We start from the raw sequence: 25514 nt of genomic DNA, 5'->3' as shown, positions 1-25514 counted from the left end.
CATGGTGAAAGTGGATCGGCGGGCGGCGGCGATGGGCCTTCTCATGCCGGCGATTACCGGAGCGGGGGCCGTCACCGCGATCGTCGCGATCTTTGGCACGACGATCAGTCCCTATCTCTTTTTCTGGCAGGCGGCGCAGGAGGTGGAGGATCTAGATCAGAGCGATGTGCGAGAGCCGCTGAAGAAAAAGCGCGCACAGGCGCCAGATGCGTTCCACCGTATCCGCTGGGACACTTTTGCCGGCATGGCGGTGTCCAACATCGTCGCGCTCGCAATCATTCTCGGGACCGCATCGACGCTGCACGCCGCTGGCAAGACCGATATCCAAAGCGCGGCCGACGCCGCGCAGGCTCTCAAGCCCGTGGCGGGAAGTCTGGCGTTCGCCATCTTCAGCCTGGGGATCATCGGCACTGGAATGCTGGCGGTGCCGGTTCTCGCGGGTTCCTCGGCCTATGGGGTTTGCGAGATCGGGGGCTGGAACGCGAGCCTGGAGCACAGGCCCATGCGGGCAAAAGCCTTTTATGCAGTGATCACGATCGGCATGATACTGGGCCTGGCAATCGACTGGTCGCCGATCAATCCGATGAAGGCATTGTTCTGGAGCGCGGTCATCAATGGCGTCGCGGCAGTGCCCGTTCTGATCGGTTTGATGATCGTCGTTTCCAATAGGAGCATCATGGGCGAGTTTGTCGCATCGCCGCCGCTCAAGTTTTTTGGCTGGCTTACGACCGGCGTGATGGGGGTGGCTGCCGCCGCGATGGTCGTCTTTCCCGGATAGAAGACGAAACGAAGGGGGCGAGTAGGGACGCCAGAGTTGCACACACCTGTGCTGTCCAAGAGATCTTTATAGATCGGGCAAAATTTGATCTGCGCGGCCCCAATGTGCCAAATTCCTCGAGCTGGCCCGTTTCACCATTTCACTACCGTCGCCGATATGCCAGTGATAAGGCTTATCGAGATCGCGCAACTCTTCCCAAGTGAGGGGAACTGCGATCGGCGCAAAGTCGCGCGAACGCGCGCTATAGGGCATGATCGCGGTCGCGCCACGCTGGTTGCGCAAATAATCAATGAAAATCCGCCCGGTTCGTTTGGCCTTGGCGAGCGCTGCAGTGAAGCGTTTTGGTTCAGCCTGCGCTAACGCCACGGCGAAGCGATACGCGAAATCCTTTACCTCGGGCCATTCCGCCGACGGCGTCAGCGGAGCGATAACATGGATACCCTTGCCGCCCGTGACCATTGGGAAGGTGACGAGGCCCATCTCCCCCAGCATGTCGTGAAGGTGAAAAGCGGCCGAGACTACGTCTTTAAATTGGAGGCTTTCATCGGGATCGAGGTCGAAGACCAGCCGATCGGCCTTTTCGATGTCTTCGATCCGAGCGCCCCAGCCGTGAAATTCGATCGTTCCCATCTGCACGCATGCGAGCAGGCCGGCGGGGGCGTCGACGAACAGATAGGGCTCTCGATGACCGTCCCTCTCGAGGATGCCGACCTGCTTGACGTCGTCACCAAAGCTGCCGGCATCGTGTTTTTGGAAAAAGCATTTTTTGGCGCGACCCTGCGGGCAGCGAACGAGGCTGATCGGTCGACTACTACACCATTGCAGCATGATGGAAGCGACGGTTTCATAATAATCCGCAAGATCACCCTTGCTCAATTTTCCTTCTGGAAAGATGATTCTATCACGATTGCTGATCGTAACAACACTGTTCACCGGTTCAATGGCGGCGGCAATCGGCGCGGTTTTCTCCATGATGATCGCTTCTGCTTTCTTGTCTTCGCGGAGGCCGAGATAACTTGAGTGGCGCACAACGCCGCCGTTGGTAAACTCAACATAGGCGACTTCGGCGACCAGGATTGGTTTGATCCAATGCGCGCCGTATACGGCGCGGCGAGGGGCCTCCACCGTGGCGTTCCTCTGCTCCAGCGGTGCCATAATCTTCAGGAGCCGATCGATCTCGTCGCCGGTGAAGCCGGTTCCGACCTTGCCAGCATAGCGCAGCTTGCCCTCTGTATTTAACCCAAGCAGCAAGGAGCGAAAGCCGCGTTGCGTGCCGGAAGATGTCCAGCCGATGACAACGAATTCCTGACGGCGGATGCATTTGGTCTTGACCCAGGTGCCGCTGCGCGACCCGCAATATGTGCCATCGACGCGCTTGGAAATAAGACCTTCCAAGCCGGCGCCGCAGAAACTGTCGAACAATTCTTCGCCACGCCCGATGACATGGTCGGAGTAGCGCAACCGGCCCGTCCGCTCGTTCAGCAGGCCGGCTAGCTTCGCTTTCCGTTCTACCAGGGGCAGTTGGGTCAAATCCTTCCCATCAAGCTCCAGCAGATCGAAAGCAAAATAGTCGATTCCGGCGGTATCGTCCTTAAGTGCCGTCTGCAAAGCGTGGAAGCTGGTGCGCCCATCGGGCAGCGTCACAACGGCTTCCCCGTCGATGAGCGCGCTTTGGACATTGAGGCGCAGTGCGTCGGCAATAAGATGCGCGAAGCGGTCCGACCAGTCGAGCCCTGAGCGAGTATAGGCGCGCCCTTCGCCGCCGCCGATCGAAATCAGCGTGCGATAGCCGTCATATTTTAGTTCGTGCAACCAGCGCTCCCCTGCGGGCACGTTGTCGACGAGCCTGGCCAATTGGACAGGTTGAAATGGGGGTGGAGACACTTGTGACTTCACGTTGCGCCGCCGCCTGGTGGTAGGCGATTTGGCGGGCGGTATAATATTGACGTCCGCGGCGTTCCGCTTTTTGCCTGCGGCAATCTCGTCCATCGTGCGGCCGGTGTCGACGCTGGTAAGATGGGCTCCAGTCAGATCGTCCGACCCGCCAACGTGTATGTCGTTGACCTTGCGCAGGATCCAATTCTCGTTCCGCTCTTTGCCGCGAGGTTTCAGGCGAAACAGAATCCATTCACCCCGCATCCGCCGGCCGTGAAGGATAAAATGCAAATGGCCTTCGGGAAGCGTCACCCGTGGATCTTTGCCGGGAATAGGTTCCCACGTGCCGTTGTCCCATAGCATCACGGTGCCACCGCCATATTCCCCTTTGGGAATCGCGCCTTCGAACCGCGCATAATCGAGCGGATGATCCTCCGTCCGGACCGCCAATCTCTTGTCGTCGGGGTTGGAGCTCGGGCCACGCGTGACGGCCCAGCTCACCAGAACGCCACCGAGTTCAAGCCGGAAATCGAAATGGAGCCGGGTCGCAGCGTGCTTCTGTACGACGAACCCGTTGCCCGTTGTGAGTTCGCTTGCTCCAGATGGCTCGGCAGTTTGCGTAAAATTACGCATAGACAGATATTTAGCGAGGTTTGCGTCTGCTGATGCCGCGTTCTTTCCCGCTCTCGCCATTGCCATGTTCCCAATCGCCGATGGTTTAAATACGCAGGGCATTGGACTCGTTCCCGCAGTTTCACATCACGCTTCTTTGCCGAGCGCGCTAGGTGGATGCCGAACAGACATTCCTCGATCGTTCACGCTCGTCTGCGTGCAATTGCCCTGGCAGAAGTCTTCGCGGTTACTTTCTTGGCAATCGGCTTCTTCCCGGAGGATTTGCCGGCGCCGCCCGGTCCGAGCGAATTTTTGAGCGCGGCCATCAGGTCGATGACATTGTTGGTGCGCGGATCGGTGGAGCCCTGATCGGAATCTATATTAAGGGTTTTACCTTTCTTTTTCCGCTCTATCAGCTCCTTGAGCGCGTCGGCATAGCGGTCATGGAACTCGCTGGCGTCGAACTTGCCGGTCTTCTTGTCGATCAGCGTGGTAGCTAACTCCAACAGTTCGTCATCAGGTTCTTCATCGCCGATGTCGCGGAAATAGCTCGCCGCCTTGTTGACCTCGTCGTCATAGCGCAACGTCTCCATCACCATGCCTCGCCGGCAAGCCTTTACACTGACAACATATTCGCGGCCTCGCATCGCCAGTTGACCGAGACCAATTCTGCGACTGCGGCGCAACGCCTCGCGCAGTACAATGAACGCCTCTTCGGCGAGGTCGTCAGCCGGCACTATATAATAGGGCTTCTCGAAGTAAATCGGGTCGATGTCATGACTGTCGACGAACTGAGTAAGCTCGAGTGTCTTCTTGCTCTCGAGCTTGACGCCTTCAATTTCCTGATCGTTCAGGAGCACGTACTCACCTTTGGTATATTCAAATCCCTTAACGATATCATCAAGGTCTACCGGACCGATGCCCGGCACGACCTTCTCATATTTTATACGCTTGCCGGACGGCTCATGAATTTGATTAAAAGCAATTGTGGCACCGCTCTTTGTCGCTGCGTAAATTTCTACAGGGATCGAAACCAGCGCCAGTCGAATCTGGCCTTTCCAATAAGGGCGTGCCGCCATGATCGTCTCCTCCGGAGGGCTCCGCATGTAACTTGACGACGGATTGCGAAAGGTGATCGCGTCGATCGTGTGGGAGGATGTTCCTTCAGCAAAATAGGACTAGTTTCGGATCAACTTACAGATTATTACATTGTTTTGGAGTGGCATGGTAGTTTGGTCTAAGTTTACTTGCCAATCTCGCGCCAACTATTTTCGTTGATCTTGATATTAAATTTTTTTGCCGCAGCCCTGATGTTGTCCCAGGCCTCGTCGCGCTCCGCATCGGTCACGTTTGTGACCTGATTGAAACGGGCAACGGCTGATCGCACATGAGATGCGTTCTCGATTGGTTCTTTGCGCTGCTTGCTGAACGCGAATTTGCCAGCGTCGAGATTGTCGCGTTTTGTCTGGTTAAGCTTGCTCATTTTGAAGCCTCGTTGTCGCTACTCGACCAGTCGGCCGGAATCCATCAACGACGCCGACTGGTCGCGGTTCCTGATGCCGATGATAGCGGTGAGGATGGAGGTGCTCCCGCTTCTGATGCATGCCGGCGCGCCTTGAGGTTGGTGTTGCGGGTTGTTCGGGAAGCGTTCCAAAGCACCGCATCTCGGCGCCCTCGAAACAGGCGGCAGCTCATTCCGGCGCGATCAGACCCCGCAGCATTTCGATCCGATCGGCCTCGCGTGCGGGCTTGTCAGCGCGGATACGATTAATACGCGGGAAACGCATCGCGAGCCCGGATTTGTGTCGGCGACTCCCATGGATCGAATCGAACGCGATCTCGAGTACAAGCGTCCGGTCGGTCTCGCGTACCGGGCCAAAGCGGTTGATGGTATGCGTGCGGACATGATGGTCGAGCCATTTCAGTTCGTCCTCGGTAAAGCCGAAATAGGATTTGCCCACGGGTAATAGTTCGGCGCCCGCATCCGGGTCGCCGTTCCAGCAGCCAAATGTGTAATCTGAATAGTAGGATGAACGCCGCCCGTTGCCGCGCTGCGCATACATCAGCACGCAGTCTACGAGCAGCGGGTTGCGTTTCCATTTATACCACAACCCCGTCGGACGGCCCGCGACATAGGGGCTATTGCGGCGCTTGAGCATCACACCCTCGATCGCCTGATCGCGTGCGCCATTACGGACCGCGACGAGCGCAGCCATAGAACTGACCGGCACGATTGCGCTCACATCGAAGCGCGCCGGATCGAGTTCTGCGGCGAACCGCTCTAGCCTTCCGCGTCGTACTTCCCACGGCAACCCACGTAAATCCTCCTCCTCCATCAGAAGCACGTCGAACAAGCGGACGAAGGCGCTGAATTGTTCCAGCATCTTGCGTGAGACGGTCTTGCGATTGAGTCGCTGCTGCAGCGCGTTGAAGCTGGCGGCCGCGCCCTGTTCGCCACCCTGAAAGCTACCGCGTACGAGCAACTCGCCGTCGAGCACTACCGGTGCATCCAGGACACCAAGCAATTCCGGGAAGCTTCGCGAGATATCGTCCCCGGAACGCGAGTAGATGCGGGTTTCGTCACTGTGCACGATCTGCACTCGGATACCGTCCCATTTCCATTCGACGGCATACTGGTCGAGGTCGACGCTCGTCTCGCCTAGCGGATTGGCGAGCATGAACGGGCGAAATAATGCTGCGCCTGCCGTGATCGGCGACGGGCCGCTGCCGGTCGCCCAGTCGAATAACGCGGTATAGGGTGGGCGCTGGCCGTGCCAATATTCCTCCACCTCTGTGACATCGACGCCGAATGCTTGCGCAAAGGCGACTTTCGCAAGACGTGCCGACACGCCGTTACGCATTGTCCCATTCGCAAATTTCAATAACGCATAGCGCCCTTTTGCATCGAGCCGGTCGAGCAGCGCAGCCAGATCGCGATGCGCTGTATTGCGCGTCATTCCTCGCAGCAATTCCACCGCCTCTCTGATCGACGGAGGCTGCGTATGGCCCTGCGGTTCGGGCCACAACAGGCTCACAGTTTCAGCGGTGTCGCCAACATAATCACGTGATAGGGCGAATAGTACCGGATCCACGCGCTCTGCGATCAATTGCCGGACGGTTCCGGATTTGACAGCCGGAAAGTCGAGTGCACTGGTCAATGCCGCCAGCGCCCAGCCGCGATCCGGGTCAGGCGTGCGGAGCAGGTAATCGGCGATCAGCGCCACCTTGCCATTGCGCGACCGCGTATAGGTGAGCGCGTCGAGCAGTACCGCAAACTCCTCCATCTCAATCTTCCTCCTCATAGAGGCCGATCATCGACAGCGCGCGCGCGGCGTGTTGATGAAGCTCGCACCAACGGAGCAGTCCATCTTCCCGGCCGTGGGTGACCCACGTCTCCGCCGGGTTCACTTCGGTGACCGTCTGCGTCAGTTCGTTCCAGTCGGCGTGGTCGGAGATCACCAGTGGCAACTCCACATTGCGCTGGCGCGCTCGCTGCCGCACGCGCATCCAGCCGGATGCCATCGCAGTCACAGGATCTGGAAGCCGTCGGGCCCAGCGATCGTTGAGGGCGCCGGGTGGGCACATCACTATCCGTCCCTTGAGTGCCTCCTTCGGCGTGTCCATCACCCGCCCTAGCGGGCCTAACTCCAAGCCATGCTCCTCATAAAGCTGACACATCTGGACCAACGCGCCGTGGAGGTAGATCGTGTCGTCATAGCCCGCGCGCCGCAGCTCGGCGATGACGCGTTGCGCCTTGCCAAGCGCATAGGCGCCCACAAGAACGCAGCGCTCCGCGTGAAGCGCGCTCGCGTCCAACAACCGCGCGATCTCATCCTCGATTGGAGGATGGACGAACACCGGCAGTCCAAAGGTAGCCTCGGTGATAAGCACATCGCAGGGAATGGGCATGAACGGCGTACAGGTGGGATCCGGACGACGCTTGTAGTCTCCCGTAACGACGATGCGCTCGCCAGCATATTGCAGCAATATCTGGGCGGACCCCAGCACATGGCCCGCCGGTACGAATGTCGCCGTCACGCCACCTGCCAATTCGATCGTCTCGCCGTAAGAAACAGGCACTGGCTCGTTGGCCTCGCCATAGCGAAGCATCATGATCGCCAACGTCTCCGGCGTTGCAAATACCCGGACATGCCCGCCGCGCGCATGATCACCATGCCCGTGCGTGACAAGAGCACGCGCCACCGCCTGCCTCGGATCGATCCAGCAGTCGGCTGGCACGACGTATAGTCCGGCCGCACCTGACTTTATCCAAGGGCCGTTATGCAAACCGGCTACCAATCTCGTTGTCGGCGTTTCGCAAACCCGGCATCGACAGCCACTGCGGGCAGTTCCAGGTCACATGCCTTCTGTCAGCATAGCCGCCTACCGGCCGCCGCCGACGCAACAAATTTGGTGGTCGGGATACTGATTTCTCCGCCAACTTCATCCTGGTCAATGGACAAGAGAGAGAGTTGAATCGTGGATGATCGAGTCAGTAAATTTGAGATCAGTGTCCCGATCGTCAAAATAACGACAATTGACCACAAAAATTTTGTTCAATCATCTAGATTTCGCAGTTTTTTCGACCTTGGCGTGGTGACCTCCGTCGTCTGATCTGATCGCGCCGCCAAATATCATTTTTATTCTTCCGGCGATAGAAATGTCGGTTTCCCACAACTCCGCGTTGTCAATGTCGACACGTAGCAAAATCAAGTTTGGATCGTCCTTTCCATCAGGAAACCACGCCTCCACCTGCTTGTTCCACAATTTGTCGATCTGCGTGCGATCGTTATCGACGCGAGCCTCGCCATGCAGGCAGGCGAAGAAATCGTGGCCTTTCGACACGAACTGGAGCATAAGCGCGCCGGCTTTCGCGATGCGATTGCTCCTGCCCACAAAAAAGAACAGCGTGTCTACTTGATGCTTGTCGAGTTGTGCGGTCAGCGGCTCGCTATGCGTCCCGCCATCCGCCGGGCCGACCATGAGCAAAGGACTCTCGGCCATCCTTTTCCACAGATCACTTTTCAGCTTCTTCGCGTCGCTTTGGGCATCGGTCATCGCGTTTAGCTCCTCTCGGTTACCCAGAAGAACGAGAGACGCTGGAGTTGGTTCATCGCGGAAAGGGTTTGGACTGGTTTGCGGATATCGCTCCGGCCATCAACGCAAATTTCGACAATGAACCAGTTGTCCGGCCTTATACTCACTGGCGTGATTTCATTACGCTCCGCGCTCAAGCATGCGTTTACCCTCTACGCGGGATCGAATCCCTGAACCGTCCGGCGCAACGGAGTCCGTTGTGCCAAATCGTTGCGGATGGTTGTCGCTGCAACACCACCTTCGCCCATCGCGTGACTAATCTGATCGAGACCCTGTACGACGTCGCCCGCGGCATAAAGTCCCGCGACGCTGGTGCGCTGGTGAGCGTCGACAACGAGGCACCCTTCGTCAGTCGTGTTTGCGCTGAGCCGTACCGCGAGGTCCGACCGGATTATCGAGCCCAAGGCGAGATAGATGCTGGCGAAGACATGCTCCCCTGCCGGCACGTCGATTTTGATATGGTCGTCGGCCAAGACGAATTTGAGGCAGGGTCCCTCCACCAGCCGCACCCCCGCCTCCGCCAGCGCTGCGGCGTGGAGTGGCGTGAGTTCGTGCGCAGTTTCTGGCGAAATCAGTGAGAGATCGGCGGTGAAACTGCGAACGAACAGGGCTTCTTTGGTTCCGTGCTCCCCGGTGCCGACAACTCCAACGGGCCGATCGGTCAACTCGTATCCGTCGCAGATCGGACAATAGCGGAGAAGTCCGCGCCGGAGCGCGTCGTCGTGAAGCGCGCCATCAATATCAGGACGATTATTGACCACTCCCGTCGCCAGAAGCACCGAACGCGCACGGACTTCTCCATCTGCAGTGGTAGCAACAAAGATATCGTGGTCCTTCCTGACTGCGTGCACCGTCCCGCGCTGATAAATCGCCCCGTAGCGCGCCGCCTGATCCTGCATCCGGCGCAGCAGCTCAGCCCCCGCAATGCCATCGGGAAAGCCCGCATGATTGCGGGTCATCGGTATCAATGCTGCACGGCCGTCGCCCGCATCGATCACGCAAACTTCGAGATGAAACCGTGCGAGATAGATCGCTGCCGTGAGGCCGGCAGGCCCCCCACCGATGACTAGGCAGTCCAATGGATCATTCATAGTTGCGCGCGCCTCCGCGCGACCGATTAACATCACTGTCGAGCGGCCTTTCGCTTTCTTTTATCAAGCCGACTGAAATTCAAACTTGCGGTTTTGTGCGCCGGTGCGATCGCGTCGCGGCCCAGGCGGGCGCTCGCCTCGAAGGATCGCGGCGCGTAGGTGGTCGCGCGCGTTGAGAGGTCCAGCCAGTCACTCCGCATGAGCCGCCCTTCTCGGGTCGCCACCACGCTGACGCCACACGTTTGCTCAATCCAGTCGGCCTGCATGCCGCGCAACGCATTGAGGATCGCGCTACCCGACGTCCAAAAGGCCGCGACCTTTTCGGGCGACATCCGCGACATCTCTGCATAGTCCGCCGTGAGCCGCGACGAGACGCTCTCCGTCATGATGTTCATACGCGATTCGATGACCTCGCGTGACACTTTGACCGTCCAAGCCGCGCGCGCACTCGTCTGGGCCATCACATTCCATCCAGACAGGACACGCGACCGGTAGGAGAATGGGGCGAGCATCATGCCAGCGTCCTCAGGCCCGGTTCGCGGTCATAAAACCGCTTCTTCGCCGCTGCTACGAACGCACCGTCGAGGCCGGTCACGCCCGCGTCAGGCTCCACGCCGGCCTTGTCGAGCAACGGTTTGGCGGCGTCGGTCGCGCCGCTCGCCTTCAAGTGCCCGAACGCGTCCATGACGAAGCCGACCGCTGCCGCCTCCTGCAGCAACGTCGCGCAGCCCGCCTTGGAAAGAACAATCGCGATCGCGTCGAAGATTTGCGACGGCGATCCCGCAAGCTGACCGTCGGCCTTCTGCATCGTCCCATCCGAGAGCTCCGCGCCACCAACCCTGGGTGCGACGATTACCGCCTTGCCCCTCTCCTTCGTGATCGCCGCGACGAGCGCCCTGAGCGCGTCGGCGTCCGTACCGTCGGCGATCAGTATCCCGACTACCCGTCCCTCAAGCGTTTCCTTCATGTTCTTGTGAATCGAGAGGGCGTTGGAGGGCGTCATGTCGATCGGGTCCTTCGCTGCCTTAGCCTTTGCCGGAAGATCGATACCGAGCCCCGCCGCCACTCGCTTGGCGAGATCCTCATCGACGTTGCGTAGGTTCGCGACCATGCGCGGTGGAACCTTGTCGAGCAGGCCAACCTTCGATAGTTCGAATACGAAGGATGAGGCGATGTGCGCTTGCTCGCTTTCGCTCTGCGAAAGATAAAACAGCCGCGCCTGGCTGAAGTGATCGGCAAACGTCTCGGCACGGACGCGCAACTTGTTGCCGGTCTCGCCGGCGCCGATCGTGCCATTGGTGGTGGTAAAGCCTGCCGCAGTCTCGCGTGGGCCTCCCTCTTCGCCATGCGCGGCGAGGCTGTTCGGCTCGTAGTTGGCACGGCCCTTTGGCACCATCGTCTGCATCATCCCGTCACGCTGGAAGTTGCCGAACGGGCAGCGCGGCGCGTTGATCGGGATCTGGTGGAAGTTGGTCGTGCCCAGTCGCGATTTCTGCGTATCAAGGTAGGAGAAAAGCCGACCCTGAAGCAGCGGATCGTTCGAGAAATCGATGCCGGGCACGATGTTGGTTGGCAGGAACGCGACCTGCTCGGTCTCTGCGAAAAAGTTGTCGACGTTGCGGTCAAGCACCATTCGCCCGATGAGGCGGACCGGCACGTCGTTTTCCGGGATCAGTTTGGTCGCATCCAGCACGTCATAGGGCTGGGCGTCAGCGAACGCCTGGTCGAACACCTGGATGCCGAGTTCCCATTCCGGGAAAGTCCCCGCGTCGATCGCCTCGAACAAGTCGCGGCGGTGATAGTCGTTGTCCGCCGCCTGCAGCTTCATCGCCTCGTCCCAGATCGTCGACTGCAGGCCAAGTTTTGGCTTCCAGTGGAACTTGACGAAGCTTGCGTTGCTCTTGGCATTGACGAGCTTGAAGGTGTGAACACCAAACCCCTCCATCATCCGCAGCGAGCGCGGGAGCGCGCGGTCCGACATCGCCCACATCAGCATGTGCGTCGTCTCGGGCATCAGCGACGCCCAGTCCCAGAAGGTGTCATGAGCGCTACCGGCTTGCGGATATGCCCGGTCGGCCTCCATCTTCACCGCGTGGATCAGATCGGGAAACTTGATTGCGTCCTGAATGAAGAACACCGGAATGTTGTTGCCGACGAGATCCCAATTGCCCTCGCGCGTATACATCTTGACCGCGAAGCCGCGCACATCGCGTGGCGTATCTACCGAACCCGCACCGCCCGCAACGGTCGAGAAGCGGACGAACACCTCGGTTTTTTCACCTTTTGTGAAGACCGCAGCCTTGGAGAGGTCCGAAATGTCGTCGGTGGCTTCGAAAAAGCCGTGCGCCCCGGAACCGCGGGCATGAACGATTCGTTCCGGGATACGCTCATGGTCGAAATGGAAGATTTTTTCGCGTAGCACGAAGTCTTCTAGAAGCGACGGTCCGCGCGCACCGGATTTCAAGCTATTCTGATTGTCGGAGACGGGCACCCCGTGATTGGTCGTGAGCATGTCTCCGCCCTGCTGATGGGGCTCGCTCCCCATGCCGAAGCCGGTCTTGATGTTATCCGTCGCCATCGCTGATCCCTCCGTGTGATCAAGTGGGCCGCAGCCCCTTCGATGGAAGAACGCCCTGGAAACAGTTCGGGCCCACGGTTTGGTGGACCCGAACACCTTTATCGTACTGATCGAAAGCAAGCGCCGTCGAGATGACGCGAGGCTGGGCGCCGTTAGGGCTTGAGGCCCTTCGCCATGTTGAGGTGCGCGGTCACCGTCGGGATCAACCCGGTTGCGAAGGTCTTGAGCGGGGCGACGTCACCGGTGGCCGAATAGGCTTTAAGGGCGTCTAGCGTCTTCTGATGACCCGCGACCTGCGCATCGATATAGGCCTTGTCGAAATCCGAGCCGGTCATCGTTTTCATGCTGTCGACCTGCTGCTGCTGTTCGGGCGTCAGCGTCGGGTCAGGCGTGATTGCCGGGTTCGCGCTGGCCGCTACTGTCTTCAGCTTCGCCGTCGAAGATGTGTGCGCGTCGATCATCTTCTGCGCGAATTTCTTGATCGAGGTCGACTTGGACGTCGTCAATGCCATTCGCGAGGTCGCGATCTCGAACGCGTCGCTCGCGGCGGCGGCGTTCGCGAATGTCTGCCCGTTTGCCGGTGCAATCGAGGTCATGTTGGTGTTGATCGCCACCGTGTTCATGTCGCTCGACACGACCGTGGTGTTGCTCGTTTCGCTGGTGGTCGTCTTTTGCCCGCAGGCCGCGAGTGCGAGCATTGCCGCCGAGGTGATCGCAATTGTCCTGATGCGCATATTCCGTCTCCCTGTCGCTGGCGTGGCAAACGTCCGGGCGCGACCGACGTTCCGAGATGTGTTGTTCCGAGATGTGTTTACGATGGTGGAGCTTTTGAGAGTGGTGCCGCGTTGAGCGTTTTCTAGCGCCGGCGTTGCGGCGCGATCAGGGAGCGACGACATGAGCATTTTCGGCACGATTATGGACAAGATCTTCCATCGCCCGGGAGCCGCGTCCTCCGCACCGTTGTCGGACGCATCCGTCGGCGCAGCCCCAGTCGTCGCAGCATCGACACCCGCGCCGGAAGCCGTCGACGTAGGTGCCGTCCTCGCGGAGATGGCTTCGATGAAAAACGGTGGCGGCAACTACCAGACCTCTATCGTCGATCTGCTGAAGTTGCTCGACCTCGATTCGAGTCTGGATGCCCGCAAAGTGCTGGCCAACGAGCTGAACGTTCACGTCGGCGCCGACGGTAGCGCGGAGGAGAACATCGCGCTTCACAAGGCGGTAATGGAGAAACTTGCGGAGAATGGCGGGGTGGTGCCGGACAGCCTGCGCGGCTGACGGGGGCGTGGGTGACGGACGACCCGTCGGCGGGCGCGGGTTTTCACCGAAACGCGTCATACTGATCGAACCCAATGGACACATGGCTAAGCAAAACCGGCGGCAGCGCTTGTGATGCACGGCATGGCGAAATCCGGCGATCTGGGCTCGACGACTGTGCAATATCGCAAGCGCTTCACGCGGGGGCCGCGCGATGAGAGCTCACTTGGGGCACGGGCCCATCCAACGGAAAGGTGCCATCGGGGCGACGCCTCGACGACCTGGTTGTTAACGTGATCGGCTATGTCGAATCCGACCGGCTGCACCGCAGTCGGCGCATCGTTCTGTGTGACGGGGGCGTTCGCACGGCATCGAAGCTGCGGGGCAAGCCAAGGGATCAAACTCAAGATTCACGCATTTAGACAGGTCAATTCTGTGATGCATCGGTGCTGAAAGGCCAGCGCTTGAGGCAAAAAAACCGCGGAGGAGCGATGCCTAATTGTGCAGCCGGTGTGCCGGGCTTTGACGATATTCTATCGGGTGGCTTTTCCCGTGGCAGATTATTCCTGATCGAAGGCAGTCCCGGTACGGGTAAAACCACAATCGCCAGCCAGTTCCTGCTTGCCGGGGTGGAGGCGGGGGAAACGGTACTTTATATCACCTTGTCGGAAACCGACGAAGAACTGCGCGACGGCGCCGCGTCCCACGGCTGGACATTCGAAAAAAACTTTCACGTATTCGAGCTCGTTCCACCGGAAATCTTGCTGGATGATAATCAACAACAAAGTCTTCTTTATTCTTCAGATCTGGAACTCGGCGAGACGACGAAGCGAATTTTCGAATCGTTCGAGCGAATCAAGCCTTCACGCGTCGTACTCGACAGCTTGTCCGAAATTCGCCTGCTCGCGCAGAGCTCTTTGCGGTACCGACGACAGATACTTGCGTTGAAGCACTATTTCTCGCAACATCATGCGACCGTACTGATGCTCGACGATCTGACTGCCGACGTCATGGACAAGACCGTTCACAGCGTCGCGCACGCGGTTATCCGACTGGAGGAACTCTCACCCACTTACGGCGCGGAGCGGCGGCGGATGCGCGTACTCAAATATCGCGGGCGGCGCTATCGTGGCGGATATCATGATTTCGTGATCGATACAGGCGGCGTGCGCGTCTTTCCGCGGCTGGTGTCTGCGGAACATCGTTCCGACTTCACGCGAGAGACGGTGCCGATCGACAATGCCGAGCTCAACGGTCTGCTCGGTGGCGGGTTTGAGCGCGGTGCGAGTAACCTAATCCTGGGTCCGGCTGGAACCGGCAAGTCGCTGCTCGCGCTCAGCTTCATCAAGTCGGCAGTGGAGCGCGGCGAAACCGCTGCGATGTTCGCGTTCGACGAAGAGCTCGGCCTGTTGTTCGAACGCTCAAAAGGGCTGGGGATAGATCTCCAGGCGATGATCGACACCGACAAGCTCGTGATTGAGCAAATTGACGCGGCCGAGCTGACCCCGGGCGAATTCTCCGAACGCGTGCGTATCTGCGTCGAGAAATTTGGCGCGCGTCTTGTCGTGATCGATAGCCTCAACGGCTATCAGGCTGCCATGCCGGAGGAGCAGGCGCTGATTTTGCATATGCACGAATTGCTGCAATATCTGAACCGGCAAGGGGTCACGACCTTCTTGACTGTCGCGCAGCATGGGCTGGTCGGCGACATGAAGTCGCCGGTCGATGTCACCTACCTCGCCGATACCGTCATCCTGCTCCGGTATTTTGAGGCTCTTGGCCGGGTCCGTCGGGCGATCTCAGTCGTTAAGAAGCGCACCGGGCCGCACGAGGATACAATTCGCGAATTCATGATCGGTGGCAATGGTATTACATTGGGCGAACCACTGACTGCGTTCCAGGGAGTGCTGCGCGGTGTGCCCACCTTAATGGGCGACGCCGCTGGGCTGCTCGACTCGAAGCACGCGTGAGCAAACGTTGAACCGGACGTTAGCCGAAAGCGCCGTCATTTTGGCGCCGCATGGCCGCGATGCCGCAGTGGCCGATGCGATGCTGCGGGAGGCGGGGTTTGAGGCAGCCGTAGTCCGGGACCTTCGCGGCTTAGTGAGCGCGCTGCGGCGTGGCGCCGGGTTTGCGATTGTCACGGAGGAGTCGCTACGCGGCGCGGACCTGCGGGACTTAGCAAAGTTCATTAGCGATCAGGCCGAATGGTCGGACTTTCCGTTCATTGTATTAACCGCGCGAGGCGGAGGGCTAGAGCGTAACGCGGGCGCCGTCCGCTTGCTCGAGACGCTCGGCAACGTGACTTTTCTTGAACGGCCGTTTCATCCCACCACGCTGATCAGCCTCACTCGCGCGGCGCGGCGCGCGCGGCTACGCCAATATGAGGCCCGTACCCGGCTGGAAGAAATTCGCGAGGGGCAGGAAAGGCTTCGCATCGCATTGGCAGCGGGCGGCCTCGGGGCGTGGACGATGGAGCTCAAGACCGACACATTGTTCGCGTCGGATGATTGCAAGGCGCATTATGGACGCGGCCCCGATCAGTCGTTCACCTATGACGAGTTGTGGTCGGCAATCCACCCTGAGGACCGCGATCGTATGCGGACGGCGGTTCGGCATTCGATCGAAACCGGCGACGATTATAACATTGAATATCGATGCGTCTGGCCCGACGCCTCGCAGCATTGGGTGCAAGTAAACGGACAGGTCGAAAATGATCTGCGGGGCCGGCCGGTGCGCATGGTGGGCGTGTCGCGCGACATCACGGCGCGCCATGGGATCGAAAGCCGGCGCAACGCATTGCTCGCGCTGGGCGATGGCTTGCGTAACATGACCCACGCCGCTGACATGTCGCACCTCGCTGCGGAAATAGTCGGCACCACATTGTGCGTCACCCGTGCTGGGTACGGCATCATTGACGGAGTCAGGGAGACGATCTCTATCGAGCGCGGCTGGAGCAGCCCGGACATCCGGACAACCGCCGCCGTGCGGCATTTTCGCGACTACGGATCATATATTGAGGATTTGAAGCGCGGAGAGCTCGTCGCGATCGAAGATGTGCGCGCCGATCCGCGCACCGCATCCGCTGTCGCGAGGTTGGAGGCGATGGAAGTACGTGCGTTTGTTAACATGCCGGTGGTTGATCACGGTGATTTCGTTGGTTTGCTGTATCTCAGTCACAAGCAAGCGCGCCACTGGCGCGACGATGAATTAGCCTTCGTACGCGAGGTCGTCGACCGAACGCAGGCCGCGATCGAGCGGCGCAACGCCGAGTTATCGCTTGCGGAGTTGGCGGAGTCGCTCGAACAACAGGTCGAGGAGCGCACGCGAGAGCGCGACCGCACCTGGCTCAATTCGCAGGATCTCCTCGCCGTAATCGATTCCGATGGCACATTTCTCGCGGTCAATCCGGCGTGGACCACGATCCTGGGCTGGCAGCCCAACGAGATTGTCGGCCATAGTCATATTGAATTCAGTCATCCTGACGATCGCGAAAATGGTCGCGCCGCACATGAACATGCCAAGATCGAGGTGCTGCGGCAGTATGAGAGTCGCATTCTACACAAGGATGGGTCAAATCGCTGGTTTTCCTGGGTGGCTTCGTCAGAGGGCGATCGGGTCTATGCAAGCGGCCGCGACGTAACTGCCGAAAAGCAAGCGCAGCTCGAGCTCGATGCGACGCAGGAGCAGCTTCGCCAGGCGCAGAAAATGGAGGCGGTCGGCCAACTGACAGGGGGCCTCGCACACGACTTCAACAATCTGCTGACGGGTATTTCGGGCGGTCTCGAGCTGATCCAGCTCCGCCTCCGGCAGGGGCGCTCGGGCGACGTTGATAAATATGTTGAACTCGCGCAGGCCGCGACCAAACGCGCGGCGGCACTAACGCATCGCCTGCTCGCCTTCTCGCGGCGGCAGACGCTCGATCCCAAGCCGACCGACATCAACCGGCTGATCGTAAACTTGGAGGAGTTCCTGCGCCGATCGGTAGGGCCCGAAATCGCGATCGAGGTAGTCGGCGCGGTCGGGCTGTGGACAACGCTGATCGATCCCAATCAACTTGAAAACGCGCTGCTCAACCTATGCATCAATGCGCGCGATGCGATGCCCGGCGGCGGCCGCATCACGATCGAAACCGCGAACAAATGGCTCGACGCGACGGCCGCGCAGGATCGTGACTTGCCGCCAGGGCAATATGTTTCGCTGTGCGTAACCGACACCGGCACCGGCATGTCGGCGGATACGATCGATCGCGCATTCGACCCGTTTTTCACCACCAAACCGCTTGGGGAGGGCACTGGGCTCGGCCTTTCGATGATTTATGGGTTCGTCCGGCAATCGGGGGGGCAAGTGCGGATTTATTCGGAAGTCGGCGAAGGCACGACGATGTGCCTCTATTTCCCGCGAAACTATTCTGATGATGATAGCTACCAGACACGGGAGCCGCGTTTGGTGCCGCTGCCAGCTGCGGACGGTGAGACGGTGCTCGTCGTCGACGACGAGCCGGCCGTACGCGCGTTGATCATCGATGTGCTCAAGGAACTTGGCTACAACGCGCTGGAGGCGGGCGACGGGGCTGCAGGCCTCACCCTTCTTAAGGCGCATTCCGACATTGAACTGCTCGTCACTGATGTCGGTCTCCCCAAAGGAATGAATGGACGACAATTCGCCGACGCGGCACGGGTCGACCGTCCCGACCTCAAGGTGTTGTTCATCACTGGATATGCGGAAAACGCGGTTATCGGCAGTGGCCGCCTCGACCCCGGCATGCACGTGTTGACCAAGCCATTCGCGATGGATGTGCTGGCCAAGCGCATCGGGGATTTGATCGCGGAATAAGGCGCGCGCCGTCGTCGCTGACATTAGCTGTTGTAAGCCTAAAGTCCGGACCCCAAAGCGTGCCGGACCGACAAATCCTGTCCTTCTGCGCGATCGGATATGTTCTTTTATCGAGTGAGGAAACGCGGGCGACGCACCGCCTGGCCAATCTCACCCTCCCCAGCACGTCTTGGCAGCAGCGGAGCGGGAGGTGAATCTCTGGGTGTGAATCGGCTTCGGGGTTAAGCGTCGATCAGCGCGAATAATCGAACGAATTTGACGATCGATCAAAATTGGAAGCCAATTGACAGACTAATCTCAACACCCCGTGTACGGCGCTCGGCGCACCCATTCGTCTGCCATAGACCGCTTCGTCGGTGTCAAAATCCTGAATAGTCTCAATGTCGCATTATGTGCCCCGGCGTCAGACGGCGTGGATCAAGATCCGGCTAGCCATCATGCGCAGTTCTGGCAGCACATCGCTTTCGAACCACGGGTTCTTCGCCGCCCAGTTCCTCGATCGCCATGAAAGATGTGGCAGCAAAAAATGCTGCGGCAGGTAAGCGCGGAAATTTCGTACCCGATCTGTCATCGCGCCGTCGCGCGTATCTTTTTGAACGTGGTGAACGCCGATAACTTGTCGGCACCGCGAAATACTGAATGCGGTTCCGTCTAGGCGCCGACATAGCGGGCGCGAGCAATTTCCGCCTGCCGCGTCGCGATACGCGTCTTGAGCAGATCCTGCCGCGACAAGATACCGATCACGCGACGGGTCCCCGGCTCGACGATCGGGATGCGGCCGATTCCCGAATCGACGATCAGGTCAGCGACCACACCGCTTGGCGTGTCGGGATAGGCGACCGGCTGCGCGGCATCAGACACAGCGTCAGTGAGCGTCGTAGCGTCGTCGGCGCGATCAATCTGCCAGCGCAGCGCGTCCGTGCGCGACACCAAGCCGAGCAGGCGCCCTTCGGGGTCCACCACCGGATAGCTGCGATGCGTCGCTTTCTCGGCAAAGAACACGATGGTCGCGCCGACGGTCAAGTCGCCGGGCAGCGTCGCGGGCGCGCGGGTCATGATCTGCGCGGCTTGCAGCAGATCGAGCGGGTCGACGGTGTATTCCTGCAAGATGTGTCGTCCCCGCCGCGCGATCTTCTCGGTCAGGATCGAGCGTCGCATCAGCAGGACGCTGACCCCATAGGCAGCACCGGAGGCGGCGATCGCGTAGGGAGCCGCCTCAAAACGGCCGGTCAGTTCGATTGCGAACAAGGCGCCCGTCATCGGCGCGCGCATCGCGCCGGACATGATCCCGGCCATGCCGATCATCGCCCAGAAAGCGGGATCGCCCGGCAACCACTGGCCGAGCAGAAAGCCCGCTGCTCCCCCGAGGATCAACAGTGGTGCGAGCACGCCGCCCGACGTCCCCGATCCCAGCGCGACAAGCCACACCACCGCCTTCACTACCAACAGCGCCGCCACCACGCGGAGCGGCAGCGCACCGTTGAGCAGCGCGGCGATGCTCGCATACCCTGCACCCAGCACATGCGCGTCAATCAAGCCGCCAATCCCGACCACGACCGCGCCGATCGCTGGCCACCACATCCAATGGACCGGCAAGCGATGGAACAGATCCTCGATTCGGTACAATGCGGTGGACAACAACGTCGCCTCCAGTCCAGCGACCAGCCCGATCACGGCGGCGGCGGGCAGCACCCACATCCCCGCCGGGATCAGCGCTGTTGTGGGAAACATCGCGCCCACCCCGATCAGCAGCGGTCGCCATGCGAAGGACACCAGCACCCCCACCACTACCGGCACGAAGCTGCGCGGCTTCCACTCGAACAGCAGCACTTCGATCGCCAGCAGGATCGCGGCGAGCGGCGTGCCGAAGATCGCGGTCATGCCTGCCGCCGCGCCGGCGACGAGTAACGTCTTGCGTTCCGCGGCACTCAGGTGGAAGCATTGCGCGAACAATGAACCGATCGCGCCGCCGGTCATGATGATCGGCCCCTCCGCGCCGAACGGCCCGCCGCTACCGATCGAGATCGCCGAGGACAGTGGCTTGAGCAGCGCGACCTTCAGCGAGAGGCGACTTTCCCCGAACAGGATGGTCTCGATCGCTTCGGGAATGCCGTGACCACGGATCTTGTCGGAGCCGAAACGCGCCATCAATCCAACCATCAGGCTGCCGACGACCGGTATCGCCACTACCAGCAAGCCGACATGCGCGTCGGTGATCGTTGCCGTCCGCGCCGACAGTCGGCCGAACCAGAACAGGTTGGTAGAGACCGCGATCAGCTTGACCAGCACCCACGCGCCGAGCGCTCCCTCCGTGCCGACGACGATCGCCATCAGCGCCAGCATCACCATGCGCATATCGACTTTATGGTCTGCGAGTTCGTGGCTTTCGGTCGCGCGCGGCGGTGTAAGCGTCATATATGGTCCCGATCGCGGATGGCGGGGCGCAAATATATCGCATTACGATATATTTCAATCGGGAGGTCGACATGATGACGGAGGCGAGCGAGATCGATGATGCGGAATATGCGGCGCTGGCTGAGTTCCGCTACGTTCTGCGCAGTTTCCTGTCGTTCAGCGAGGCTTACGCACACAAGGTCGGCCTGAGGCCGCAACAGCATCAGGCGCTTCTCGCGATTCGGGGAAGTGCGCCGGCCGAGGCTACGGTCGGCCATGTCGCCGAGCGAATGATCCTGAAGCCGCATAGCGCAACCGGACTGATCAACCGGCTGGAAGCGATGAGCCTCATCACCCGCGAAGCTGCGCCGGATGACCGCCGGCGGATACTGCTTCGTCTTACGCCAGAAGCCTATCGACTGCTCACGTTGCTTTCGGCCGCCCACCGCGAGGAGATCCGTCGACTACGATCGCAGCTCCATGAGCTATTGGCCCGTATTTGAATTCGAAAATCACTGTTCTGCTCAACAAAATGAAAATCAGTTAAACTAATCATGTATTTAAATTCGCTGCCGACAGGAATATCGGCAAGACATAATTGCTCGTAAAGGCGCTGGATGAGGCAGCGGATTTTTTTCATTTGGTATCTTCCATGGTGGCCTGTGGGCAGTTCAGGCCGCCTTGCCGCGACGGATCGCGGCTATCCCTTCCCAGACGTGGTCGACGTGGGGAATATCGAGATCGAAAACGGTTTCGAATATGTCTGCGAGATTGTCCGAGCTGGTGAGGCGTTGTTCGCGGAGGCCGGCTGCATTTACTCTGCGCAGGCAGTCATTTTGCTGACCAACATACCCGCCCGCAATATGCCAAAAAACCGCCAGCGCGTTGGTGAACGGTGATCGCGGATCGCGCATCAGCCAGCCCCGCATGGCGACTATCGCCGCTTCATCGCTATGGTCGGGCCTGAGATCGATGGTCCGCGTAATGCCATGAACGTGGTTATGGAAACGCAGCCAGCCATCGCCGGTCGGCTTGATGGCAAATGCGAAGCCGCGTGGGCTGATCAGCCCCGCGGCGAGGAGGACGGGTTCGATGAGGGTATCTGCGGCGCCTACGTCGAATAGGTAGGGACGGTCGAGATCGACACGCAGGGTCAGATCGCCGCGCAGGCCGCGCAGCGATCAAGCGGGGGCGTTTACGGCGTCTGCTCTGGGGTTGGTTTTGGTTTTTGCCATCTGGGTGAGCTTGTCGTCGGCGGCATATTCCTCATCGAGCGTTTCCTTGAGGGTCGAAGAAATCTCGGTCAAACCTAGCTGATCTGCCCAGGCGATGAGTGTACCATAGCGTGTGATCTCATAATGCTCGACCGCTTGCGCGGCAGCGATCAGTGCCGCGTCGAGCACGGCCTTGTTCGCGATGTCACTGGCGACTTCATTGGTCTCCTTGATAATTCCCTCGATCGCCGGGCAAGTCGTGCCCTTAGCTTTTTCTCCCAGCAGCCCGAAAATTCGCTCGAGCCGGGCGATCTGACCTTCGGTCTCCCGCAAATGCGTTTCGAAGCTTCTTTTGAGGTCGGCGTCGGTCGCTTTTTCCATCATCTTGGGAAGCGTGTCGGTAATTTGGCGCTCGGCGAAATAGACGTCTCGCAACTGATGCAGGAACAGGTCGTCGAACGTCTGGATGTCCTTGGTGAACAGGCCCATTTGATCCTCCTGAAGGTCTCGCCGGTAATGGTCGCCGAGCGCGAAAGGGGAAATGCGCCCAGCGTGGCGATTGAACGGGCAATGTGTTTGGGGGTTTCGCCAAATCGTATTGATAACGATCAATCCCGCGATTTGTCGGTCAGTCCGGCGTGACGAAGGCCGCTCGCGGTTCGTTCGACATGCTACGGTTTGATCGCGACCAGATCGCTTATTTCATCTTTTCGCGCGCTTGTGCCCGGTAGGAGATCCAGCGCAGCAACATCCCAATCATCGACGTCAGCATGCCAGCGATCAGGCAAAATCTGAGAAGCGGCTTCCCTGCAGTGGCATGCCAGGTCACGATACCGAGCAAGACAACGCTTGCCGTCGACACCAGATATCCGCTGGTCTTTATCGTGATGGGCCGGTGAGTCAGTTTGAAACCATTCTGGGAGTGAGTACTAAACCTTTGGAATGTCTGCGATATTCGCTAGAAAACTTAAGGTGAAATTCACCGTAATATTGTCTTCTCACGTGGTGGCCGTCTTCTGTTCTTCGCGGGCGTGCTTGGTGAACTGGCGTGATCGCGTGAGTCTCGTGTCTGCATTTCAACACTCTCCAAAGACGCACCGCCAGACTCTGGCCCGGGGGGAATGCCAAGTATCGCTTTGCAGTTCAACATTGCAGATCAGCAATTTGGTGAGCCGAAATGACAGCGCTAACGCCGTTGCGCGGCCGGTTCGAGCTATTGCCGCTAATATAGTGGAGGGGGCTTCATCGCCGATAGGATCGGCCGACCGAACGAATGCGAAGAATAGCCGCGCGGAAAACGGGAACGTTCCGTAAGGATGTGCGCGCAACCGTGCTGGCTTTCCGAGGCGTCAGCTTTTCGACGCGTTGGCGGTATCCGGGCCGACAACCGGCACAATTCGATGATCGCTCCGATCGGGTGGCCAGTGAACGCGCCGTGCTTGAGCGCGGTCTGTCGCTCGACCTGTCAAAGTTAGGACGGTATTCCGCACCGATGGGCTGCCGTGATAGATTGCCGCCGGAGCAAGGAGGCGACTCGAGGCAGGGTGAGCATGATATGCGAAATGCGAAACATTCGAATATTATCTATCATGCGAAGCGCGCGCGACAGGAGCGCGAGCGCGCGATGACAGCTACATCGCGCCTTGTTCGCAAACTCCATTTTGAGCTGGCGCGCTATCACGACGCCCTTGCTGACCTCGATGGCGACGCTCAGCATCGCTGAAATCTAACCTCGCCCATGCGAAGTATTGTTATCGGATTGTAACAGTCTTGGTAGTCGATGTGACAATTTTGATCTGCCCATGAGCTGTTGAGGTGGTTGCTCATCGTGAAATGTAAGATGTGGTTTGTTTCGAGCGATCGCAGCCAGCGAAGGTGAATTCATGTTACGTCTTCATGACGCCGGGAAGGTCTCCACGCCTGCCGGCGCAAAACAGTGTCAGCTCGATCGTTAATCCGCAAATCTTTGGCCACGTTTTCGACTAGCTGCCAGCATATCCTCCGATGATCGGTAAAATTCGCCTGTAATGTAACTCGGCGTCTGAGATGAGGCGAGAAACACATAGACCGGCGCGATCTCCTCTGATCCTTTGTACAATGGCGCGTCATACATCGGGGGGCAAGCCTCGCCTCGTTTCCGGGTTTGAGTTGATGCTGTTGAGAAAAGGGCGGTTGAGGATATTTGCGTGAGCCAGCCTGCATCGCGTCATCGCTCTTTTTGCGTGGCTTCTTCTCCGAATTGGCGACTTGGGCTTGAATCCGCCGCGTTCGCTTGGGCGCTTTCGCGCCGCCATTCTTGTCCGATTTGGCCATGATCGTCCTTTCGCGTCTGTCTCAGTTCTAAATTCGCTCCTGTCGACGGCGTTCCAGAGGAGGGCGCCATCAAAGCTGTAAAACGGGGGCGTCGCGCCTCGCGGGGCGAGGCAAGCTCGATCGAAATCGGCAGCTCGAATGCTGCTCTGCCCGGCCGACTGCCCATGGTGATATCTGCGGCCATCGGGGGGTTTGTGGCCTGAAATTTTGCAGGCGCACAATATTTTATGACTGTATGAAGGGTGTGGTATATAGAATAAATAAAGTAGTGAATTTATTCGTTATCAGAAAATTGAGACAATTTCCGTTTAGGAACTGCGTTTTATTCGACGATGTATCATCAATTATCTTTCGTCGCGCTCGTAAGGCGTGGCTGCGATAGCCAGCAGTATGGATTTTAAAGTGTGATTAGGGAGACTGGGAACCGTTGTGTATCTAGAATGTTCGAATGGGGACAAAAATAGAAGGTTTCCGCATGGAAAAGAGCGCATTGGCAGAGATGGGGACGGAGCCGCTTTCGGATCAAGCGTTCAAGGAGATGTTGGCAGCCGGGATACCCCACCTGCGCGCCTTCGCGCGTAGCCTGTGCGGTGACCGGGACAACGCGGACGACCTTGCGCAAGAGGCGATGCTGAAAGCGTGGGAAGGGCGTGGCCGTTTCGTTGCGGGCACCAATTTCCGAGCGTGGATTTTCACGATCCTGCGCAATCACTATTTCAGCCAATTTCGGCGCAAACGGTTCGTTGGCGAGTGGAATGATCTCGTCGCCGAGCGCGTGCTTTCGGCGCCCGCTAGCCAGGGCACGGCAATCGAGCTCCAAGATCTCATGCGCGCTATCCAGCAAATTCCGCCGGACCAGCGGGAGGCGGTAATTTTGGTTGCGGCGTGCGGAATGTCCTACGAAGAGGCAGCGGCAATCGCAAAGGTAGCGGTCGGGACGATCAAGAGCCGGGTTTCGCGTGGGAGAGCGGCGCTGGAGGCGATCATGGACAGCGGCGTATTGCGTATAAAGCGCCGCGACTACGTGGGCGAAGGCGATGCGGTTGTCAGCCTTCTGGCTTATCTGGAAAGCAGGCGGGCAGGCATCGCGCGAACAGCGGGTGTCATCGGCACGCTGATTGCAGCCTGAAAAGCGTGGCCCAAGGCGCTTGAACAGTGGCAACTGGCTGAGGTAGATTCTTTTCGTCGTTGCAATGTCGCCGGTAGAATGGGAGGGCTCTGGCTCTGGGATAATGGCGTTGGGGTAAACCTAAAGCGCGTCGAGTGGGGGAAACTACTCCGCGCTCGCGGGAGTCGATGTAAAATGAGCCCCAACGTTTGATTGATAACGCGCGTCACCAAAATCCATGCGTCTGTATCGCGGGTTGATGGAGGGCGGCTCCAACGAGTGCTAATATAGAGATTATAATGAGGATTGTGCGAGCAAGTCCGCCTCTTTTTTTGATTTAGGATGACGAACGAATCGACCT

At 59.2% G+C, this 25514-nt stretch carries 20 protein-coding genes; 7 read left to right on the top strand and 13 right to left on the bottom strand.

What is annotated here, in order from left to right; translation table 11 throughout:
* The first annotated feature begins 1 nt into the window (after position 1).
* The gene (locus tag P0Y64_00655; protein WEK43396.1) at positions 2–778 is read left to right on the top strand and encodes a divalent metal cation transporter; all 777 of its coding nucleotides are present in this window, start codon (positions 2–4) and stop codon (positions 776–778) included.
* A gap of 66 nt (positions 779–844) precedes the next feature.
* Here the strand turns inward: P0Y64_00655 and ligD are convergent, their stop codons facing one another.
* The 10 genes from ligD to P0Y64_00605 form a co-directional block, all read right to left on the bottom strand.
* Positions 845–3346: a DNA ligase D gene (gene ligD, locus P0Y64_00650; protein WEK44923.1), complete on the bottom strand. Its 2502-nt coding sequence runs from the start codon at positions 3344–3346 to the stop codon at positions 845–847.
* Between the two features lie 122 nt (positions 3347–3468).
* Positions 3469–4344 carry a Ku protein gene (locus P0Y64_00645; protein ID WEK43395.1) on the bottom strand — a complete coding sequence of 292 codons (876 nt, stop codon included), beginning with the start codon at positions 4342–4344 and terminating at the stop codon, positions 3469–3471.
* 164 nt (positions 4345–4508) lie between these two features.
* Entirely contained in the window at positions 4509–4748 is a 240-nt protein-coding gene (locus P0Y64_00640) for a hypothetical protein (protein WEK43394.1), read from the bottom strand.
* A gap of 208 nt (positions 4749–4956) precedes the next feature.
* Complete coding sequence (locus P0Y64_00635; GenBank protein ID WEK44922.1) at positions 4957–6549, bottom strand: cisplatin damage response ATP-dependent DNA ligase; 1593 nt, start codon at positions 6547–6549, stop codon at positions 4957–4959.
* 1 nt (position 6550) lies between these two features.
* A complete protein-coding gene (locus tag P0Y64_00630; protein ID WEK43393.1) occupies positions 6551–7552 on the bottom strand; it encodes a ligase-associated DNA damage response exonuclease in 1002 nt (333 codons plus the stop codon).
* 273 nt (positions 7553–7825) lie between these two features.
* Positions 7826–8323, bottom strand: a complete 498-nt coding sequence (locus P0Y64_00625) for a pyridoxamine 5'-phosphate oxidase family protein (GenBank protein WEK43392.1) — start codon at positions 8321–8323, stop codon at positions 7826–7828.
* A 191-nt stretch (positions 8324–8514) separates the two neighbouring features.
* Positions 8515–9453: an NAD(P)/FAD-dependent oxidoreductase gene (locus tag P0Y64_00620; protein WEK43391.1), complete on the bottom strand. Its 939-nt coding sequence runs from the start codon at positions 9451–9453 to the stop codon at positions 8515–8517.
* Positions 9454–9485: 32 nt separating this feature from the next.
* Entirely contained in the window at positions 9486–9968 is a 483-nt protein-coding gene (locus P0Y64_00615) for a hypothetical protein (protein ID WEK43390.1), read from the bottom strand.
* Positions 9965–11998 carry a catalase gene (locus P0Y64_00610; GenBank protein ID WEK44921.1) on the bottom strand — a complete coding sequence of 678 codons (2034 nt, stop codon included), beginning with the start codon at positions 11996–11998 and terminating at the stop codon, positions 9965–9967. Before P0Y64_00610 ends, P0Y64_00615 begins: the two co-directional genes overlap by 4 nt.
* Positions 11999–12183: 185 nt before the next feature.
* Positions 12184–12543, bottom strand: a complete 360-nt coding sequence (locus P0Y64_00605) for a DUF4142 domain-containing protein (GenBank protein ID WEK44920.1) — start codon at positions 12541–12543, stop codon at positions 12184–12186.
* On the opposite strand from P0Y64_00605, the gene P0Y64_00600 reads away from it, so the two are divergent.
* From P0Y64_00600 to P0Y64_00585, 4 genes are all read left to right on the top strand, one after another.
* On the top strand, positions 12524–12880 hold the full coding sequence (locus P0Y64_00600) for a hypothetical protein (protein WEK45122.1): 357 nt from the start codon (positions 12524–12526) through the stop codon (positions 12878–12880). The two genes, P0Y64_00605 and P0Y64_00600, sit on opposite strands and share 20 nt — an antisense overlap.
* Before the next feature lie 45 nt (positions 12881–12925).
* Positions 12926–13309, top strand: a complete 384-nt coding sequence (locus tag P0Y64_00595; GenBank protein WEK43389.1) for a DUF3597 domain-containing protein — start codon at positions 12926–12928, stop codon at positions 13307–13309.
* A gap of 470 nt (positions 13310–13779) precedes the next feature.
* Complete coding sequence (locus tag P0Y64_00590; protein WEK44919.1) at positions 13780–15258, top strand: ATPase domain-containing protein; 1479 nt, start codon at positions 13780–13782, stop codon at positions 15256–15258.
* A gap of 7 nt (positions 15259–15265) precedes the next feature.
* Positions 15266–18124: a PAS domain-containing protein gene (locus P0Y64_00585; GenBank protein ID WEK43388.1), complete on the top strand. Its 2859-nt coding sequence runs from the start codon at positions 15266–15268 to the stop codon at positions 18122–18124.
* A gap of 651 nt (positions 18125–18775) precedes the next feature.
* Here P0Y64_00585 and P0Y64_00580 read toward each other — a convergent pair.
* Positions 18776–20539: a chloride channel protein gene (locus P0Y64_00580; GenBank protein WEK43387.1), complete on the bottom strand. Its 1764-nt coding sequence runs from the start codon at positions 20537–20539 to the stop codon at positions 18776–18778.
* A gap of 71 nt (positions 20540–20610) precedes the next feature.
* Here P0Y64_00580 and P0Y64_00575 point away from each other — a divergent pair, with 71 nt between their 5' ends.
* Positions 20611–21021, top strand: a complete 411-nt coding sequence (locus P0Y64_00575) for a MarR family transcriptional regulator (GenBank protein ID WEK43386.1) — start codon at positions 20611–20613, stop codon at positions 21019–21021.
* Positions 21022–21189: 168 nt separating this feature from the next.
* Here the strand turns inward: P0Y64_00575 and P0Y64_00570 are convergent, their stop codons facing one another.
* Positions 21190–21447 carry a hypothetical protein gene (locus tag P0Y64_00570; protein WEK43385.1) on the bottom strand — a complete coding sequence of 86 codons (258 nt, stop codon included), beginning with the start codon at positions 21445–21447 and terminating at the stop codon, positions 21190–21192.
* Between the two features lie 252 nt (positions 21448–21699).
* Positions 21700–22221, bottom strand: coding sequence for a ferritin-like domain-containing protein (locus P0Y64_00565; GenBank protein ID WEK43384.1), 522 nt, complete (start codon positions 22219–22221; stop codon positions 21700–21702).
* 2299 nt (positions 22222–24520) lie between these two features.
* On the opposite strand from P0Y64_00565, the gene P0Y64_00560 reads away from it, so the two are divergent.
* Complete coding sequence (locus P0Y64_00560) at positions 24521–25174, top strand: sigma-70 family RNA polymerase sigma factor (protein WEK43383.1); 654 nt, start codon at positions 24521–24523, stop codon at positions 25172–25174.
* The last annotated feature ends 340 nt before the right edge of the window (positions 25175–25514 follow it).

Origin of the sequence: Candidatus Sphingomonas colombiensis, assembly GCA_029202845.1 — a bacterium.
In the GTDB taxonomy this organism is placed as follows: domain Bacteria; phylum Pseudomonadota; class Alphaproteobacteria; order Sphingomonadales; family Sphingomonadaceae; genus Sphingomonas; species Sphingomonas colombiensis.
This window is presented reverse-complemented; position numbering and strand designations above follow the sequence as displayed.